14 protein-coding genes are annotated in these 18,257 nt (G+C 72.3%); 11 read left to right on the top strand and 3 right to left on the bottom strand.

Features of this window, described 5'->3' with window-relative positions:
• Window positions 1–265: 265 nt before the first annotated feature.
• Both AB3X10_RS06285 and AB3X10_RS06280 read right to left on the bottom strand, forming a co-directional pair.
• On the bottom strand, window positions 266–1,795 hold the full coding sequence (locus tag AB3X10_RS06285) for a hypothetical protein (RefSeq protein ID WP_420018513.1): 1,530 nt from the start codon (window positions 1,793–1,795) through the stop codon (window positions 266–268).
• 63 nt (window positions 1,796–1,858) lie between these two features.
• On the bottom strand, window positions 1,859–4,015 hold the full coding sequence (locus AB3X10_RS06280; RefSeq protein WP_369980002.1) for a RelA/SpoT family protein: 2,157 nt from the start codon (window positions 4,013–4,015) through the stop codon (window positions 1,859–1,861).
• A gap of 222 nt (window positions 4,016–4,237) precedes the next feature.
• Between AB3X10_RS06280 and pqqA the strand changes: the two genes are divergently transcribed.
• The 7 genes from pqqA to AB3X10_RS06245 all read left to right on the top strand — a co-directional run bounded on the left by pqqA (window position 4,238) and on the right by AB3X10_RS06245 (window position 9,926).
• Window positions 4,238–4,363: a pyrroloquinoline quinone precursor peptide PqqA gene (gene pqqA / locus AB3X10_RS06275; RefSeq protein WP_369981684.1), complete on the top strand. Its 126-nt coding sequence runs from the start codon at window positions 4,238–4,240 to the stop codon at window positions 4,361–4,363.
• A gap of 64 nt (window positions 4,364–4,427) precedes the next feature.
• Window positions 4,428–5,327 (top strand): pyrroloquinoline quinone biosynthesis protein PqqB, encoded by a 900-nt coding sequence (gene pqqB / locus AB3X10_RS06270; protein ID WP_369980000.1) that lies wholly within the window; start codon window positions 4,428–4,430, stop codon window positions 5,325–5,327.
• Between the two features lie 25 nt (window positions 5,328–5,352).
• Window positions 5,353–6,108 (top strand): pyrroloquinoline-quinone synthase PqqC, encoded by a 756-nt coding sequence (gene pqqC / locus AB3X10_RS06265; RefSeq protein ID WP_369979998.1) that lies wholly within the window; start codon window positions 5,353–5,355, stop codon window positions 6,106–6,108.
• Window positions 6,105–6,383, top strand: coding sequence for a pyrroloquinoline quinone biosynthesis peptide chaperone PqqD (pqqD, locus tag AB3X10_RS06260; protein ID WP_369979996.1), 279 nt, complete (start codon window positions 6,105–6,107; stop codon window positions 6,381–6,383). Before pqqC ends, pqqD begins: the two co-directional genes overlap by 4 nt.
• Window positions 6,380–7,501 carry a pyrroloquinoline quinone biosynthesis protein PqqE gene (gene pqqE / locus AB3X10_RS06255; protein WP_369979994.1) on the top strand — a complete coding sequence of 374 codons (1,122 nt, stop codon included), beginning with the start codon at window positions 6,380–6,382 and terminating at the stop codon, window positions 7,499–7,501. The genes pqqD and pqqE overlap by 4 nt, the downstream gene beginning before the upstream one ends.
• 117 nt (window positions 7,502–7,618) lie before the next feature.
• Window positions 7,619–8,134: a hypothetical protein gene (locus tag AB3X10_RS06250; RefSeq protein ID WP_369979992.1), complete on the top strand. Its 516-nt coding sequence runs from the start codon at window positions 7,619–7,621 to the stop codon at window positions 8,132–8,134.
• Window positions 8,135–8,150: 16 nt separating this feature from the next.
• Entirely contained in the window at window positions 8,151–9,926 is a 1,776-nt protein-coding gene (locus tag AB3X10_RS06245; RefSeq protein WP_369981682.1) for a chloride channel protein, read from the top strand.
• A 107-nt stretch (window positions 9,927–10,033) separates the two neighbouring features.
• Here the strand turns inward: AB3X10_RS06245 and hrpA are convergent, their stop codons facing one another.
• Window positions 10,034–14,221: an ATP-dependent RNA helicase HrpA gene (gene hrpA / locus AB3X10_RS06240; RefSeq protein ID WP_369979990.1), complete on the bottom strand. Its 4,188-nt coding sequence runs from the start codon at window positions 14,219–14,221 to the stop codon at window positions 10,034–10,036.
• Window positions 14,222–14,315: 94 nt separating this feature from the next.
• On the opposite strand from hrpA, the gene AB3X10_RS06235 reads away from it, so the two are divergent.
• From AB3X10_RS06235 to AB3X10_RS06220, 4 genes are all read left to right on the top strand, one after another.
• Entirely contained in the window at window positions 14,316–14,882 is a 567-nt protein-coding gene (locus AB3X10_RS06235) for a Dps family protein (RefSeq protein ID WP_369979988.1), read from the top strand.
• A gap of 213 nt (window positions 14,883–15,095) precedes the next feature.
• A complete protein-coding gene (locus AB3X10_RS06230; protein ID WP_369979986.1) occupies window positions 15,096–15,638 on the top strand; it encodes a hypothetical protein in 543 nt (180 codons plus the stop codon).
• A 59-nt stretch (window positions 15,639–15,697) separates the two neighbouring features.
• The gene (gene recQ / locus AB3X10_RS06225; protein ID WP_369979984.1) at window positions 15,698–17,506 is read left to right on the top strand and encodes a DNA helicase RecQ; all 1,809 of its coding nucleotides are present in this window, start codon (window positions 15,698–15,700) and stop codon (window positions 17,504–17,506) included.
• Window positions 17,507–17,682: 176 nt separating this feature from the next.
• Window positions 17,683–18,174, top strand: coding sequence for a hypothetical protein (locus tag AB3X10_RS06220; protein WP_369979982.1), 492 nt, complete (start codon window positions 17,683–17,685; stop codon window positions 18,172–18,174).
• The last annotated feature ends 83 nt before the right edge of the window (window positions 18,175–18,257 follow it).

Here is an 18,257-nt window from a genome sequence, read left to right as displayed (position 1 = left end):
GCTGTAGCCCCTCCCACAATGCATCCCGCAGGCGACCGACAAACCGCTGTGGGAGCGACTTCAGTCGCGACGAACGAAGCGGTGGACCCGACGGCTTCGGATCGCGCCGGAAGAAGCATCAGCAGTGCGCCGGCCAACCCTGCAGGAGCGGTTCCGTGCGGCCTCGGCCCATCGACCGCGACAGAAGCAGCGGCGAAACAGCAGGCTTAGGCAGCCACCGAGGCTGCAAACCTTCCTGCAAGGCCGGAATACCGCGCAGACACACTCAGCCCCCAGGCGACAAGCTGCGCAGGCGGCGCGCGAACGCCGCCAGTTCCGGCGTGGCCGGGTCGATCGCGCGGGCGCGGCGCAGCGCCTCGCGCGCGAAATCGGCATCGCCGGCGCTCAGGCGTTCGTCGCCGACCGCGAGCCAGCGCTGCGCCAGGCGCCGGCGTGCCGCGGCCACGCCGTTGCCGCCCGGCGCCAGCGCACGCCAGGCGTCGTAGCACGCGCTCGCCGCCAGCACCCGGTTGCCGCGTAGTTCGTCGTCGAAGCAGCGCCGCAGCGCCGCCAGCACGCGCTGTTCGGCGCTGCGCACCCGCGCATCGCGCGGCGCCAGCACCTGTGCCGCGAGCAAGGTGTCGTAGGCGCTGGCGCCGGGCGGGGTCAACCAGTCGCCGCGCGCCTCGGCCGCCTGCAACGCCGCCAGCAGGGCCTGCAGGCGCTGCCCGCGCTCGGCCGGCGACAGCCGCGAGTGCAGTGTGGCCTGGCTTTGCCGCGCACGCGCCAGCGCCTGCCGCGCGTCGGCCAGCGCACGGCTGTCCGCGGCCAGGGCCTGTCCGCGCTGCAGCGCACGCTCGGCCTCGGCGAAACGGAAATCCGCGGCCGCGCGCGTGGCCTGCGCCGCATACGCCGTGGCCACGCGCTCCTCGCCGTCGCGCGCAGCGGCCGCCTCCGGCGCAGCGGCGCGCAGCTTGGCGAAGGCGCGCGCCGCCGCGTCCAGCCGCTGCCGGCGCAACGCCGTCTCGGCCTCGCGCTGCAGGGCGTCCAGCGCGCGATTCAGCGCCGCCTGCGCCGCCGGCAGGTCGACGTGCCCGGGATCGTAGCCGCGCGCGCTGTCCACCAGCGCCGCGGCCGCCGCCACGTCGCCGCGCGCCAGCGCCGCCTGCGCGCGCTGCAGCAGTTCCGACAGCGCATCCTCGCGGCCTTCCAGCGCTTCGGTGCGTTCCGGGGCGAACTCCAGCACCTGCCGGTACAGCGGCAGCGCCGCATCGGGCGCGCCGTCCAGGCGGCCCTCCACGCGGGCCTGCGCCGCCCGTTGCAGCAGTTGGTCGAGCCCGGCGTGCGCCGCCTCGCGCTGGCGCAGGGCGGCGTCGATGCGGTCGGCCTCGGCGCGCGGCACCTGCAGCGCGCGCGCCAGCGCCAGCGCCGAACGCACCTGCGCATAGCGCCCGGCGGCCAGCGCCGCGCGCGCCTGGCCGAGCGCGGCGCGGCCGGTCGCGGCCAGCCCGGCCCGCGCCTGCACGCGGTCGCCATCCAGGGCCAGCGCCGCCTCGAAGCGCTCGCGCGCGCCGCTGCCGTCGGCGGCGCTGAGGCGGCCGGCACGCAATGCGGCATTGCCCTGGTCGAGCAGTTGCTGGATGCGCGTCTCCGGCCACAGCAGATCGGCCAGCGGGCGGCGGAACATCACCAGGGCCATCGCCGCCAACAGCAAGGCCGCCAACGCCCAGCGCCAGACACGGCGATCGCGCCACAGCGGCACCGGACGCGGCGTGCGCCGGCGTTCGTCCCTGACCTGATCTGGCGGCTTGCTCACCGCACAAGCTTAGCGCGCGTGCATGGCAAGACCATGCATGCGCCAGGCCCGCGCGGCCGGCGTTCAACCCAGGCGCCGCGCCTCGTCCACGCCGGGCAGCGCATCGAGCTTGCCTAGCAGGGTCGACAGCTGGCCGTAGTCGCCGACCTTCAGCCGCAGCCGCAGCTGGGTGCGGCCGCTGTCGCGCACGTTGTCGCTGTTGATCTCCAGCACGTGCGCGTCCTCCTGCGCGATCAGGTTGGTGATGTCCTTGAGCAGCCAGCGCCGGTCCATCGCCCGCACCAGCACGTCGACCTCGTAGCCGCCGCCGGCCTGGCCCCACTCCACCGGCAGCACCCGTTGCGGGTTGCCGGCGGCGAGCCGGGCGAAGGCGGCGCAGTCGCTGCGGTGCACGGTGACGCCGCGGGTGCGGGTCAGGTAGCCGGCGATCGGTTCGCCGGCGACCGGCTGGCAGCAGCGCGCCAGCTGCACCAGCAGGTTGCCCACGCCCTGCACGGTGAACTTGGACTTGGCCAGCCCGCCGCGGCGCGCGGTCGGCCGCGGCAGCGCCGGCGCGGCCGGCTGCGCCGCGGCGCGTTCGGCCTCGTGCAGGGCGCGCCCGACCTGGCTGGGGCCGACGTCGCCCAGCGCGACCTGGATGTACAGCTCCTCGATGCCGTCGGCATGGAACTTCTTCGCCGCCGGCAGCAGGTCGGCGTGCTGCAGGCCCAGGCGCTTGAGTTCGCGCTCGAGCAGGTCCTTGCCGGCCTGCACGTTGCGCGCGCGGTCGAGCTTGTGGAACCAGGCGCGCACCTTGTCGCGCGAGCGGCCGCTGGCCAGGTAGCCGTTGGCCGGCAGCAGCCAGTCGCGGCGCGGCTCGGCCTCCTTGCCGGTCAGGATCTCGACGCGGTCGCCGCTGCGCAGCTTGTGGGTCAGCGGCACGATGCGGTTGTTGACCTTGGCGCCGCGGCAGCGGTGCCCGACCATGGTGTGCACGTGGTAGGCGAAATCCAGCGGCGTGGCGCCCTGCGGCAGGTCGATCACCTCGCCCATCGGGGTCAGCGCATAGACCCGGTCCTCGACCAGCTCGGCGTCGAGCGCGCCGGCCAGCCCGCCCTGCTCGCCGTCCTGCGACTGCTCCAGCAGCTGCCGCATCCAGGTGATCTTGCGGTCGAACGCCTTCTCCGCGCCCTTGCCGCCTTCCTTGTACTTCCAGTGCGCGGCCACGCCCAGCTCGGCCTGCGCGTGCATCTCGTGGGTGCGGATCTGCACCTCGATCGTGCGCCCTTCCGGGCCGACCACCGCGGTGTGCAGCGAGCGGTAGTCGTTGGCCTTGGGCCGCGCGATGTAGTCGTCGAACTCGCTCGGCACCGGCGCCCACAGCGCATGCACCACGCCCAGCGCGGCATAGCAGGCGGCGACGTCGTCGACCATCACCCGCACCGCGCGCAGGTCGTACAGCTGGTCGAAGGCCAGCCGCTTCTTCTGCATCTTCCGCCAGATGCTGTAGATGTGCTTGGGCCGGCCGCTGATCTCCGCGCGCAGGCCCTGCTCGCCCAGCGCCTTGGACAGGATCTTCTTGACCGCCTCGATGTAGCGCTCGCGCGCCACCCGGCTCTCGTCCACCTCGCGCGCGATGCGCCGGTAGGTGTCCGGTTCCAGGTGGCGGAACGCCAGGTCCTCCAGTTCCCACTTCAGCTGCCAGATGCCCAGGCGGTTGGCCAGCGGCGCGTGGATGTCGCGGGTCAGCTGCGCCAGCGCGCGGCGCTGCGCCTCGGGCAGCTTGTCGGCCACCCGCATCTTCGCCAGTTGCCGCGCCAGCAGGATCGGCACCACGCGCAGGTCCTGCACGATCGACAGCAGCAGCCGGCGCAGGCCCTCGCTGTTGCGCCCGGCCTCGCGCCCGGCGTGCAGCGCCCAGACCTGGTCGGCCGCGTCCTGTCCGTCGAGCAGGCCGCCGACCGCCTGCGCCCGTGCCGGCGGCGCGACCGGCAGCTGCGCCAGCTGCGCGCGCAGGCCCGGCAGGTCGAACAGCAGCGCGGCCAGCAGCGCCGCTTCGTCGGCCGACAGCAGCGCCAGCGCGTCCAGCGTATCGGCCAGCACCGGCCACGGCGCGCGCGCGGCCTGTTCCGGCTGCGCGTGCCAGGCCTGCAGCAGCGCCTCGCGCAGCGCAGGCGCCAGCGCTGCCGCGGCCGGGCGCTGCAGCAGCGCCTCCAGGCCGGAATGGGAAGAGTGGGTCAAGGACGGACGGTCATGGCGAAACGGTGCCGCCTACACTAGCGCGCTTGCGCGCCTGCCCACAATTGCGCGGCGCGGCCGGCGCATGCGCCCGGTCGGCGGATACGCACCAGGACCTCATTGTGACCGGCTTGCGACTTGCCCCGGCTTCACCGGAATTTCACACCCCTGCCGGGGGGCAGGCCTATTCTCGAAACCGATGCCGTCGCGCTCCGCCGCACGCGGATGCCGCCGCCGTCGCCCCGTCGTCTCACTCGAAGAGGAACGCTCATGAAGAAGTGGAACAAGCCCGTGATCCGCGAGATCTGTGTCGGCGCGGAAATCAACTGCTACGCCTCCGGCGAGCTTTGACCGCGCGCAACACACCTTTCCCGAGACGATGCGTGACCGGCCAGGCGCCGTAGACGGAGACCGGATGCACCTCATCGTATTGGGATCGGCAGCCGGCGGGGGGCACCCGCAGTGGAACTGCCATACGCCCGCGAGCCAGCGGGCATGGCAACACCACCCGGGTGCCCAACGTCGGACCCAGGCCAGCATCGCAGTCAGCGCCGACAACCAGCGCTGGCTGCTCATCAACGCTTCCCCCGATTTCCGCCAGCAGCTGCTGGCCACCCCCGCGCTGTGGCCGCAACGCGACCTGCGCCATTCCCCGATCGAGGCGGTGCTGCTGACCAGCGGCGAGATCGACCATATCGCCGGCCTGCTGTCGATGCGCGAGAGCCAGCGCTTCGACCTGTACGCCAGCGGCCGGGTGCTCGACCTGTTGGCGCAGAATCCGGTGTTCGACGCGCTGCACCCGGCCTACGTGCATCGCCATGCCTTCGCCCTGGACACGCCGCTGTCGCTGCTCGGCCTGCAGGTCACGCCGTTCGCGGTGCCGGGCAAGGTGCCGCTGTTCATGGAGAGCCGCCACAGCGGCGACCTGGCCGGCGCCGACGACGAAACCCTGGGCCTGACCATCGACGACGGCCGCCATCGCCTCCACTACATCCCCGGCTGCGCGGCGATGACCGACGCGCTGCGCGCGCGCCTGCGCGGCGCCGAACTGGTGTTCTTCGACGGCACCCTGTGGCGCGACGACGAACTGGTGCAGCTCGGGGTCAGCGCCAAGACCGGCCAGCGCATGGGCCACCTGAGCATCGACGGCGACGCCGGCACCCTGCGCGCGTTCGCCGACCTGGACGTGGCGCGCAAGGTCTTCATCCACATCAACACCACCAACCCGATCCTCGACGCCGGCTCGGCCGAACGCGCGACGGTGAGCGCGCACGGCTGGGACGTCGCCCACGACGGCATGGACATCACCCTGTGAACAACCCGCCTGGGAACATCGACCCGTGAGCGCACTGCTGAGCCCCGACCAGCTGGAGGCGGAACTGCGCGCGATCGGCGCGCGCCTGTACCACGACCAGCATCCGTTCCACGCGCTGCTGCACAGCGGCCGGCTCGAGCGCGGCCAGGTCCAGGCCTGGGCGCTGAACCGCTACGAATACCAGCGCTGCATCCCGCTGAAGGACGCCGCGATCCTGGCGCGGATGGACGATCCGGCGCTGCGCCGGATCTGGCGCCAGCGCATCGTCGACCACGACGGCAGCGCCGACGGCGAAGGCGGCATCGCGCGCTGGCTGCACCTGACCGACGCGCTGGGCCTGGACCGCGAACTGGTGCAGTCCGGCCGCGCCCTGCTGCCCGGCACCCGCTTCGCGGTGCAGGCCTACCTGCACTTCGTGCGCGAGAAGAGCCTGCTGGAGGCGATCGCCTCGTCGCTGACCGAACTGTTCGCGCCGGGCATCATCGGCCGCCGCGTCGCCGGCATGCTGCAGCACTACGATTTCGTCTCGCGCGAGGCGCTGGCGTATTTCGAGCACCGCCTGCACGAGGCGCCGCGCGATTCGGACTTCGCCCTGGACTACGTCAAGCGCCACGCCGACACGGTGGAGAAGCAGCGACTGGTGCAGGACGCGCTGCGCTTCAAGTGCGGCGTGCTGTGGTCGCAGCTGGACGCGCTGCACTTCGCCTACGTGCAGCCCGGCGTGGCCTGGCCGGAGGCGTTCGCCGCCGGCGCGCCGGCGCCGGCGCAGGCCGTGGCATGAGCGCGATGGCGCCCGCCAGTTGCCCGCGTCTGGCCGCCGGCGTGCGCCTGCAGCACGACCGCACCCGCGCGCAATGGGTGCTGCTGGCGCCGGAACGGGTGATCGAACTGGACGAGATCGCGCATGCGATCGTGTCGCGCTGCGACGGCGTGCGCTCGCTGGCGGCCATCGCCGCGGACCTGGCCGCGCAGTTCGACGCCGACCCGGCCGAGGTCGAAGGCGACGTGCTCGAGCTGGCCGCGCAACTGCACGACAAGCGCCTGCTGCGCGCATGAACGCCAGCGTGCCGCCGCCGCTGTCGCTGCTGCTCGAGCTGACCCACCGCTGCCCGCTGGCCTGCCCGTACTGCTCCAACCCGATCGCCCTGGCCGGCCTGCGCGAGGAGATGGACACCGCCGGCTGGCGCTCGGCGCTGGATCAGGCCGCGGCGATGGGCGTGCTGCAGGCGCACTTCTCCGGCGGCGAACCGATGCTGCGCAAGGACCTGCCCGAGCTGGTCGCGCATGCGCGCGGGCTGGGCCTGTACAGCAACCTGATCACCTCCGGCGTGGCCGGCGGCGCAGCGATGCTGGCGCAGCTCGCCGAGGCCGGGCTGGAGCACGTGCAGCTGAGCGTGCAGGACGCCGATGCCGCCGGCGCCGACCGCATCGCCGGCTACCGCGGCAGCCTGGACAAGAAGCGCGCCTTCGCCGCGGCGGTGCGCGCACTCGAGCTGCCGCTGACGATCAACGCGGTGATCCACCGCCACAACGCCGAACGGGTGCCGGCGATGATCGAGCTGGCGCTGGAACTGGGCGCCGAGCGCCTGGAAGTGGCGCACACCCAGTACTACGGCTGGGGCCTGCGCAACCGCGCCGCGCTGATGCCCAGCCGCGCGCAGATCGACGCCACCGTGGTCGCGGTGACCGCGGCGCGCGAACGGCTGGGCGAGCGCCTGAGCATCGACTTCGTCACCCCCGACTACTACGCGCACCGGCCCAAGGCGTGCATGGGCGGCTGGGGCCAGCGCTTCGTCAACATCTCCCCGCGCGGCGACGTGCTGCCCTGCCATGCCGCCGAGACCTTGCCGGACATGGTGTTCGAGAACCTCCGTGACCGTCCGCTGGCGGCGATCTGGCGCGACGGCGAGGCGTTCGCCCGCTACCGCGGCACCGCGTGGATGCCGGAGGTCTGCCAGGGCTGCCCGAAACGCGAGATCGACTGGGGCGGCTGCCGCTGCCAGGCGCTGGCGCTGAGCGGCGACGCGGCCACGCTGGACCCGGTCTGCGAGCGCGCGCCCGAGCATGCGGACCTGCAGGCGCTGGCGCAGCGCGAGGCCGCCGACGCGGCGCCGGCGTTCGTGTACCGGCGCCCGCCACGCACGCCGTCGGCGACGGAACCCGGCGCCGGCTGAGCGGCCGCCGCGGCGCCGCCCGGCCCTGCCCCGGCGGCGTGCCGGTGCCATCCGCACAGCGCCGGCGCCGCGCGCTTGCGACTACACTACGCCGCATCCCACTGCCCGGATCCCGCCATGCTCCTTGCGCGCCTCACTCCCCTGGTCCTGTGCGCGGCGCTCGCCGTGTCCGCCGCCGCTCCCGCCGCCGCCCAGCGCGCCGTGTCCGGCGATCTGCAGACGCAGATGTCGGCGCAGGAGTTCAAGGCCGCCGGGCTGGACAAGCTGTCGCCGCAGGAGCTGAGCGCGCTCAACGACTGGCTGCAGGGCAAGGTCGCCAAGGAGACCGCGGTGGCGCTGGAGAAGGCCAAGGAGGAAGGCCGCCAGGAAGTGATCGTGAAGAACCGCGGCTTCTTCGACTTCGGCAGCCAGGAGCCGATCGAGAGCACCCTGGTCGGCGAGTTCACCGGTTTCTCCAAGGGCCGCCGCTACGTGCTGGCCAACGGCCAGGAATGGGAACAGACCGAATCGGCCAGCCTGAGCAGCGTGCACCGCAGCGCGCCCAAGGTGCGGATCAAGCCGGGCATCGCCGGCGTGTGGTACATGCAGGTCGACACCTACAACACCCAGGCCAAGGTCCGCCGCGTCAAGTAAGGCGCAGGCCGTGAACGTGCGCCAGCACCCGCGGCTGGGCCTGGCCGACGCCTCGCACAGCCTCGCCGACGCGCTGCGCCGGCGCTTCCGCGCCAGCGACGTCTGGTTCATCGCGCTGGCGCTGCTGGTCGGCCTGGTCGCCGGCCTGCTGACCCTGCTGCAGAGCGGCCTGGCGCATGGCGCGCAGGCCTGGCTGTACGGCCTGGACGTCGATGCCCGGCTCAGCGCGATGCCGGAACTGGGCCTGGGCCAGCTGTGGGTGCTGCCGCTGGGCGGGCTGCTGGTCGGCCTGCTCGGCATGGCTGCCCGCGCGCGCAAGCGCCAGCTGATCGATGCGGTGGAGGCCAATGCGCTGTACGGCGGGCGCATGTCGATGCGCGACAACCTCATCGTCTCCGCGCAGACCCTGCTGTCCAACGGCTGCGGCGCCTCGGTCGGGCTGGAGGCGGCGTACACGCAGATGGGCGCGGGCAGCGGCTCGCACCTGGGGCGGATCCTGCGCCTGCGCCGCGCCGACATCCGCACCCTGGTCGGCGCCGGCGCCGGCGCGGCCATCGCCGCCGCGTTCGGCGCGCCGCTGGCCGGCGCGTTCTACGCGTTCGAGATCGTGATCGGCGCGTACTCGCCCTCGGCGCTGGCGCCGGTGGCGGTGGCCTCGCTGGGCGCGGTGTTCGTGGCCCAGGCCGCCGGCGTGCAGCCGTACCTGTTGCCGGCCTCGGCGGCGTCCGCGCTGGAAGCGCGCGACTACCTGCTGTACGCCTTGCTGGGCGCGATCTGCGCGCTGTTGGCGGTGGCGGTGATGCGCCTGGTCGGTTCGATCGAGCAGGCGGTCAACCGCAGCCCGCTGCCGCGCTGGGCGCGGCCGGTGGCCGGCGGCCTGATGCTGATCCCGCTGGCGCTGATCACCCCGCAGGTGCTGTCCTCCGGGCACGGCGCGCTGCACCTGGACCTGACCAGCCCGACCTCGCTGCGCTGGCTGGGCGTGCTGTTGCTGCTCAAGTGCCTGGCCTCGGGCATCTCGCTGGGCTTCGGCTTCCGCGGCGGCCTGTTCTTCGCCTCGCTGTTCATGGGCTCGCTGGTCGGCGGCCTGTTCGCCGGGCTGTTGAACCTGGGTACCGGCATGGCCCTGGTCGACGGCACCGCCGCCTCGCTGGCCGGCATGGCCGCGCTGGCCGCGGCGGTGGTCGGCGCGCCGATGACGATGGCGATGCTGGTGCTCGAGGGCACCCACGATTTCGTGCTGGCCAGCGCGGTGATGGTGGCGGTGCTGGTGGCCAACACCATCGTGCGCCAGGTGTTCGGCTATTCGTTCTCGACCTGGCGCCTGCACCTGCGCGGCGAGACCATCAAGAGCGCGCGCGACGTGGGCTGGGTCAAGCACCTGAGCGCTGGGCGGATGATGCGCAAGGACGTGCAGCCGCTCGCCGCGGCCACCCCGGTGGCCGAGTTCCGCCGCCGTTTCCCGCTCGGCTCGGGCGTGCGCGTGGTGCTGGAGGACGAACACGGCCACTACGCCGGGCTGGTGACGCTGGCCGCGGCCTACGCCGACGGCGTCGATGCCGACGCGGCGATCGTCGCCTACGCCGGCAACCGCGACGTGGCGCTGCGTGCCGAGACCGACGTGGTCACCGCGATGCGCCAGTTCGACCTGACCCAGAGCGACGAACTGGCGGTGGTCGACGAACACGGCAAGGTGCTCGGCGTGCTGACCGAAGGCTTCGTGCGCAAGCGCTACGCCGAGGAACTGGACAAGCGCCAGCGCGAGCTGATGGGCGAGCGGGTGGACGATTGAGCGAGGGGCCGGGATTCGGGATTCGGGATTGGGGATTCGTAGAAGCCACTACGGATGCTTGATCGCACACTTTGCGCTTTTACGAATCCCCAATCCCGAATCCCGAATCACCGCACTCCAACCACCCGCTGCGCCAGTTTCTTGGCCGAGATGCCGGGCTTGGCGCCCAGCTCCTGCGCGAACAGGGATACGCGCAGTTCCTCCAGGTCCCAGCGCAGCGCCTGCCACTGCGGGTCGGCGCTGCGCCCGGCCGCGGCGGCGTCCGCAAGAGCATCGGCGAAGGGCTTGAGTTCCAGCATCCGCGCCTGGTCGCGCGCCGGATCGCGCTTGGCGCGTTCGGCGCGCAGGATCATCGCGCGCAGGTAGCGCGGGAACTGCGCCAGCGCCGTGGCCGGGGTTTCGCGCAGGAAGCCCGGATGCACCAGCGCCGCCAGCTGCGCGCGCAGATCGTCGAGGTTGCCGCTGGCCCAGCCCATCAGCGGCGACTCCAGCTGCGGCTTCAGTTCCGCCGCCGCGCCCATGATCGCCTCGGCCAGTTTCAGCCGCTCCATCGCCTCGCCGAACAGTTGCTTGCCGGCCGCGTCGCGGCGCTGGGCGAAGCTGCCCGGGTCGCGGATCGCGTCCAGCCCGTCCTCGAGCAGCGCGTTCAACGCCGCGTCCACCAGGTCGCCGCGCAGCCGCTCCTGCGACTCGATCGCCGCGTACAGCAGCCCGGTCTTCGGCGACACCGGCAATTGCTTGCGCGCCTGCTTGACCTTGTCGGCCAGCGCGATCTCCAGCAAGCGGCGCACGCCGCGCGGATGCGCGGCCTCGGCCTGCGCGCGGTCGGCGAAGATGCGCAGCGCCGCCGCCTCGCCTTCGTCGACCAGCGCCGGATACGCCGGCACCCCGGCCTCGCCCGGCACCTGCAGCGGGATCGGCACGGACGGGAACTCGCGCAGCCCGGCCGCGGCCATCTCGCGCCCGGCGCGCGCGGCGAAGGCCTGCCCGGCGCGATCGCCGAAACGCGCGCGCAGCGCGTCCAGGTCGCGCGACTCGGCCAGCACCTTGCCGGCGTCGTCGCGCACGCGCAGGTTCATGCGCAGGTGCGGCTCCAGCGCGCTGTCGTCGAAATCCAGCGCGGCCAGCGCCGCGCCGGTGGCGCGTTGCAGGAAGCGCGCCAGCTCGCCGCGGATGTCGTCGGCGCCGGGCTGCGGGAAGGCTTCATAGAACGCGCGGGCGAAGTCCGGCGCCGGCACGTAGTTGCGGCGCAGCGCCTTGGGCAGGCTGCGGATCAGCGCCGCCGCCTTGTCGGCGACGAAGCCCGGCGCCAGCCACGACAGCCGCGCCGGGTCCAGCGCGTTGAGCAGGTGCAGCGGCACCTCCAGGGTCACGCCGTCGTCGGCGGCGCCCGGCTCGAACCTGTAGTGCAGCGCCAGCCGTGCGTCGCCGAGCGCGAAATACTTCGGATAGCGGTCGGCCTCGCTGCCTTCGCCGGGCAGCAGGTCGGTCAGCGTCCACTGCAGCGTGCGCCGCTGCTCCGGCGGCAACGCCTTCCACCACGCGTCCAGGCCCGCCGCCGAATGGATCTCGCCGGGAATGCGGTCCAGGTACCAGCGCGCCTGCCAGTCCTCGTCGGCGACGATGCCGGCGCGGCGCAGCTTGGCCTCTTCCTCGTGCGCCTGCGCCAGCACCTTCTGGTTGTCGGCGACGAAGCTGGCGCGGGTGTTGATCTCGCCCGGCACCAGGCCCTGGCGCACGAACAGTTCATGCGCGCCGGGCGGGTCGATGCGGCCGTAGTGCACCGGCTTCTTCGGCGCCAGCACCAGCCCGAACAGGCTGATCTGCTCAGACGCCAGCACCTGGCCCTGCGCGCGCGACCAGTGCGGATCGAAGTGCTTGCGCGCCAGCAGGTGCGGCAGCTCGGCGATGACCCAGTCCGGCTCGACCGCGGCATTGGTCAGGCCCCACACCTTCTGCGTGTCCAGCAGCGTCGCCGGCAGCACCCACGGCGGCGGCTTGCGCGCCAGCGTCGAGCCGGGGAACAGCAGGAAGCGGCGCTGCCGCGGGGCCAGGAAATCGCCCTTCTCGGTGCGGTGGCCGACCTGCGTCGGCAGGCCGGCGAGCAGCGCGCGATGCAGCGCCTGGTAGGCCGCGGCGCGTTCGCGCTCGCTGGCGCGCGGCGCATCGTCGGCCGGGTCGGCCGGCGCTGCAGGCCTGGGTTCGGTGGGCGCTGGCGCCGACGCGGGTTCGCTGCGCCCTTCGCGCGCCAGCCGCGCGGCGCGGTGCAGTTGCCCGCGCGTGGCGCGCGCGCTGGTCTCGGCATCGCGCGCCGGCGGCGGCGACGCCGCACCGGCCAGCAGCGGCAACAGCGAGGCCGCTGCCGGCTCTTCGCTCCAGCCCAGCTCTTCGCACAGCAGGTGCAGCTGGCGGTGCAGTTCGCGCCACTCGCGCATGCGCAGGAAGCCGAGGAAGTGGCGCCCGCACCAGTCGCGCAGCTTGGACTGGGTCAGCTCCTCGTGCGCCTGCCGGTAGCCGTCCCACAGGCGCAGGATGCCGACGAATTCCGAGCGCGCATCGGCGAACTTGGCGTGCGCGTTGTCGGCCGCCTCGCGCGCCTCCGGCGGGCGTTCGCGCGGGTCCTGGATGCCCAGGAACGCGGCGATCACCAGCATCGGCCGCAGGCAGCCGTGCTGCTGCGCGGCCACCAGCATCCGCGCCAGCTTCACGTCCACCGGCAGCCGCGCCATCTTGCGGCCGATCTCGGTGAGCTTGCGCAGGCCGTGGCGGTCGGCCTCGCCGACCGCGCCCAGTTCCACCAGCTGCTGCCAGCCATCGGCGACCGCGCGCTCGTCCGGCGGCTCCAGGAACGGGAAGTCCTCGATCCGCCCCAGGCCCAGCTGCAGCATGCGCAGGATCACCCCGGCCAGGCTGGAGCGGCGGATCTCCGGATCGGTGAATTCCGGCCGCGCCTGGAAATCGGCCTCGGCGTACAGCCGGTAGCAGATGCCTTCGGCCACGCGCCCGCAGCGGCCCTTGCGCTGGTTGGCGCTGGCCTGCGAGATCGGCTCGATGTGCAGCCGGTCCAGCTTCTGCCGCGGGCTGTAGCGCTTGACCCGCGCATAGCCCGGATCGACCACGTAGCGGATCCGCGGCACCGTCAGCGAGGTCTCGGCGACGTTGGTGGCCAGCACCAGGCGCCGCCGCGGGCCGGGATTGAACACCCGGTCCTGGTCGCTGTTGGACAGCCGCGCGTACAGCGGCAGCACCTCGGTCTCGCGGTACTTGCGCCGCTCCAGCGCCTGGTGCGCGTCGCGGATCTCGCGCTCGCCGGGCAGGAACAGCAGCACGTCGCCGCGCGGGTCCAGCCGGGTGATCTCGTCCACCGCGGCCACGATCGCGTCGTTGACTGTGAGGCCGGGATTGGGGATTGGGGATTGGGGATTCGCAACGGCCGTTCGCGGCGAGCGCTGGCCTTCTCGCGCTTCTGCCAATCCCGAATCCCCACTCTCCAATCCCGGCTCTTCCAGCGGCCGGTAGCGCACTTCCACCGGATAGGTGCGGCCCTCGACGCTGATCACCGGCGCGCCGTCGAAATGCTCGGCGAAGCGCGCGGTGTCGATCGTCGCCGAGGTCACGATCACCTTCAGCTCCGGGCGCTTGCGCAGCAACTGCTTGAGGTAGCCGAGCAGGAAATCGATGTTGAGGCTGCGCTCGTGCGCCTCGTCGACGATGATCGTGTCGTAGCTGGACAGCCAGCGGTCGCTGGCGATCTCGGCCAGCAGGATGCCGTCGGTCATGAACTTGATCCGGGTCTCCTCGCCGACCCGGTCGTTGAAGCGCACCTGGAAGCCCACCGCGCCGCCCACCGGCGTGCGCAGTTCCTCGGCCACGCGTGCGGCCACCGCGCGCGCGGCCAGGCGCCGCGGCTGGGTGCAGCCGATCATGCCGGCGGCGCCGCGGCCGGCGGCCAGGCACAGCTTCGGCAGCTGCGTGGTCTTGCCCGAGCCGGTCTCGCCGGCGATGACCACCACCTGGTGCGCGCGGATCAGCGCCACGATGCGCTCGGCCTCGCGCGCGATCGGCAGCTGGTCGTCCAGGGTGATCGCCGGCTGCGCCGCCGCGCGCGCCTCGCAGCGCGCGCGCGACTGGCCCAGCGCCTGCTCGAACGCTGCCTCCAATGCGGGATTGCCGGGCGCGGCCTGCCAGCGCGACCATAGGCCCATCAGGCGGCCGCGGTCGCGGGTCAGCGCCCCGTCGATCGCGGCGCGGCGCTCGCGCAGCCGGGTGGCCAGGTGTTTTTCGATAGTGCTCATCAATCAGGGGCCGTTGAACTTTGAATAACAGCGCATGCTTTAGTCTGTCTATTGTGACGCCATATCGTTCCCAACCCCTCAAGAGGATTTCCTGATGGCCAAGAGCAAGACCCCCGGCAAGAGCAAGAGCCCCGCCAAGCAGGCCGCGTCCACCACGCCGCTGGCGGCGCTGGCGCCGTCCGCGCCCAACATCGATATCGGGATCAGCGGCAGCGACCGCAAGAAGATCGCCGACGGCCTGTCGCACTTCATGGCCGACGCGTTCACCCTGTACCTGAAGACCCACAACTTCCACTGGAACGTGACCGGGTCCATGTTCAACTCGCTGCACCTCATGTTCGAGACCCAGTACACCGAGCAGTGGGCGGCGCTGGACGACGTCGCCGAGCGTATCCGCGCGCTGGGCTTCAACGCGCCGGGCTCGTACAAGGAATACGCCGCGCTGACCTCGATCCCGGAAGAGCCGGGCCTGAGCGACAGCGCCGACTGGCGCGAGATGGTGCGCCAGCTGGTGGTCGGCAACGAGGCGCTGTGCCGCACCGCGCGCAAGGCGCTCAAGACCGCCGACGATGCCGGCGACGACCCGTCCGTGGACATGCTGACCCAGCGCCTGCAGACCCACGAGAAGTACGCGTGGATGCTGCGGTCGCTGCTGCAGTAAGGGTACGACCACGCCTGCGCAGCAGGCATGGCCTCCCAGAGTTTGCGTTGCAAACTCTGGGCCCCAGCTTCGCGGCTTCCAATCCCCGCGCCTTCGGCGCGCCCCCTTGCCAAGGGGGGCTTGCACGCTGGCGGCTTCACGCAAGGGACTGCGTGCTTCGCACGCGTCATGCATGCTGGCGGGTTGACGGCCATTCCGCCACATGGATGTTCGATGATTGCTCCGTTTGCGTCTCCCTCGCTGCGTCGCCCGCTGCTGGCCATCGTGCTGGGATGCGTCCTTGGCGTCGCGGCTGGCCTGGCTGCCGGCTTGCATGCGTGGTGGCAGCTGGGCGACTCGGGCGTGCCCAGCAATGGCGGGCATGGCCTGGTCGCGTTGCTGCTCGCGGTGCTGACCGCGATCGGCTACAGCGTCGGTTTTCTGGTGCCCGCGCTGAACTGGTTCGCCGGGGTATGGGCCGCGTGTCTCGCCCTGGCCCTGGCCGTGGACAGCTGCCAGCCACGCCAGCGCAGCGTGCCCAAGCTCGCCGCGTTGGCGGCATTGGTGCTGCTCAGCGGCCTGGGCCTGGCCGCGGTGTCGGCATGGGCGCGCGGCTACGACCCTGGCCATCCGGCGCACCTGGTGGCGTCGGTCGCACCGGCACTGGCGTGTTCGGCGGCGCTGCTGGTCGCGCTGCCGGTGCTGCTGATCGGCCACTTCGTCGGCAGGCGCCGCGCGCGTCGGGCAATGCCTACGCAGGTCGCAGCGCCCGCCTGACGCCACGCCGCGCGCCGGCGCGCCGCTGCCGCGCTTGACCTACGCGGTATCCTAGGCGCATGCAATCTCCCGCCCATTCCGTACTCGGCCGCGTGTTCGGCTACGACCAGTTCCGCGGCCCGCAGCAGGACATCGTCGAGCACGTCGCCGCCGGCCAGGACGCGCTGGTGCTGATGCCCACCGGCGGCGGCAAGTCGCTGTGCTACCAGATCCCCTCGCTGCTGCGCGACGGCACCGGCATCGTCATCTCGCCGCTGATCGCGCTGATGCAGGACCAGGTCGAAGCGCTGCGCCAGCTCGGCGTGCGCGCCGAATACCTCAATTCCACCCTGGACGGCGAGACCGCGCAGCGGGTCGAGCGCGAGCTGCTGGCCGGCGAGCTGGACCTGCTGTACGTGGCCCCCGAGCGCCTGTTGACGCCGCGCTTCCTGTCGCTGATCGAGCGCAGCCGCATCGCCCTGTTCGCGATCGACGAGGCGCACTGCGTGTCGCAATGGGGCCACGATTTCCGCCCCGAATACCGCCAGCTCACCGTGCTGCACGAGCGCTGGCCGCAGACCCCGCGCATCGCCCTGACCGCCACCGCCGATCCGCCGACCCAGCGCGAGATCGCCGAACGCCTGGACCTGACCCAGGCGCGCCACTTCGTCAGCTCCTTCGACCGCCCCAACATCCGCTACACCGTGGTGCAGAAGGACAACAGCCGCCGCCAGCTGCTGGAGTTCCTGCGCGCGCACCGCGGCAGCGCCGGCATCGTCTACTGCCTGTCGCGGCGCAAGGTCGAGGAAACCGCCGAGTTCCTGGCCAAGGAAGGGCTCAACGCCCTGCCCTACCACGCCGGCCTGCCGGCCGAGGTGCGCGCCGGCAACCAGCGCCGCTTCCTGCGCGAGGACGGCATCGTGATGTGCGCCACCATCGCCTTCGGCATGGGCATCGACAAGCCCGACGTGCGTTTCGTCGCGCATACCGACCTGCCCAAGTCGCTGGAAGGCTACTACCAGGAAACCGGCCGCGCCGGCCGCGACGGCGAAGCCGCCGAGGCCTGGCTGTGCTACGGCCTGGGCGACGTGGTGCTGCTCAAGCAGATGATCGAACAGGGCGAGGCCGGCGAGGACCGCAAGCGGGTGGAGCGGCGCAAGCTCGACCAGCTGCTCGGCTATTGCGAGTCCATGCAGTGCCGGCGCCAGGTGCTGCTGGCCGGCTTCGGCGAGACCTATCCGCAGCCCTGCGGCAACTGCGACAACTGCCTGACCCCGGCCGCGGCCTGGGATGCCACCGTGGCCGTGCAGAAGGCGCTGAGCTGCGTCTACCGCAGCGGCCAGCGCTTCGGCGTCGGCCACCTGATCGACATCCTGCGCGGCAGCGACGGCGAGAAGATCAAGCAGTTCGGCCACGACCGGCTCAGCACCTACGGCATCGGCAAGGACCTGGACGCGCGCGCCTGGCGCGGCGTGTTCCGCCAGCTGGTCGCCACCGGTCTGCTGGAGGTGGACAGCGACGCCTACGGCGGCCTGCGCCTGACCGACGCCAGCCGCCAGGTGCTCAAGGGCGAGCGCCAGATCATGATGCGCCGCGAGGCGCCCAGCCGCGGCCGCGAACGCGGCGACCGCAGCGGCAGCCCGCGCACCGGCGTGCCGGTGCAGCCGCAGGACCTGAACCTGTTCAACGCGCTGCGCGACCTGCGCGCCGGCCTGGCCAAGGAACAGAACGTGCCGGCGTTCGTGATCTTCCACGACAGCACCCTGCGCAACATCGCCGAACAGCGCCCGACCAGCCTGGACGAGCTGGCCCACGTCGGCGGCATCGGCGGCACCAAGCTGGCCCGCTACGGCCAGCAGTTGATCGATATCGTCCTGCAACAGGGCTAGCGGAACCGGCCCGGCGACGGCCGTTTGCCGCCACGTCGCGGTCCGTGCCCGGCACCGGCAAGAAAATCCCCGGCCGCCGACAGGCCGGGTTCAACGTGGTATTGATAGCGTCGCTGCATGGTGGCGCGCAGCTGCGGCTGCAGCCACCCAGCCCTTCTTTCCTTGGCGTACGTCCGATGAAACGATCCTTCCTGCTAGCCTGCGCCCTGCTCGCCGGCCCGGCCATGGCGCAAACCTCCGCCGACGGCGGCAACAGCGACAGCGAAGCGGCCAAGCGCGCGCTGGACCTGAGCGTGCCGCAGCAACCGATCACCTACGGCACCGACCCGGTGTACAAGGCCGACCCGCCCGGCGCCTATTACGGCGACACCAGCGGCACCTCGGCCTCGGCACAGAAGGCCGCGGCCACCCAGGCCCTGGCCGAGGCCGAACAGGCGCGCGCCGACCGCTGCAAGGGCGACGTGCACGGCAGCGTCTCCACCGGGTTCGGTTATTCCTCGCGCGGCGGCAACAGCAACTACCAGGCCGCCAACCTCAACCTGTGCAAGACCTACTACAACGACGACGGCAAGCCGCGCGAAGTCGGCATCAGCATCAGCGTCGGCCAGAGCGAAGGCCACGGCGGCTATTACGGCCGCGGCGGCTACGGCTATCCCTACGGCTGGTAACGGTCGCCAGCGCAGGCGGCAGCGTGCTTGCGCCGGCGCCGCGCAAGCAGGCAGCCGCAGCGTACAGGTCGTCCAGTTCGTTC

This window comes from Xanthomonas sp. DAR 80977, from assembly GCF_041240605.1.
In the GTDB taxonomy this organism is placed as follows: domain Bacteria; phylum Pseudomonadota; class Gammaproteobacteria; order Xanthomonadales; family Xanthomonadaceae; genus Xanthomonas_A; species Xanthomonas_A bundabergensis.
This window is presented reverse-complemented; position numbering and strand designations above follow the sequence as displayed.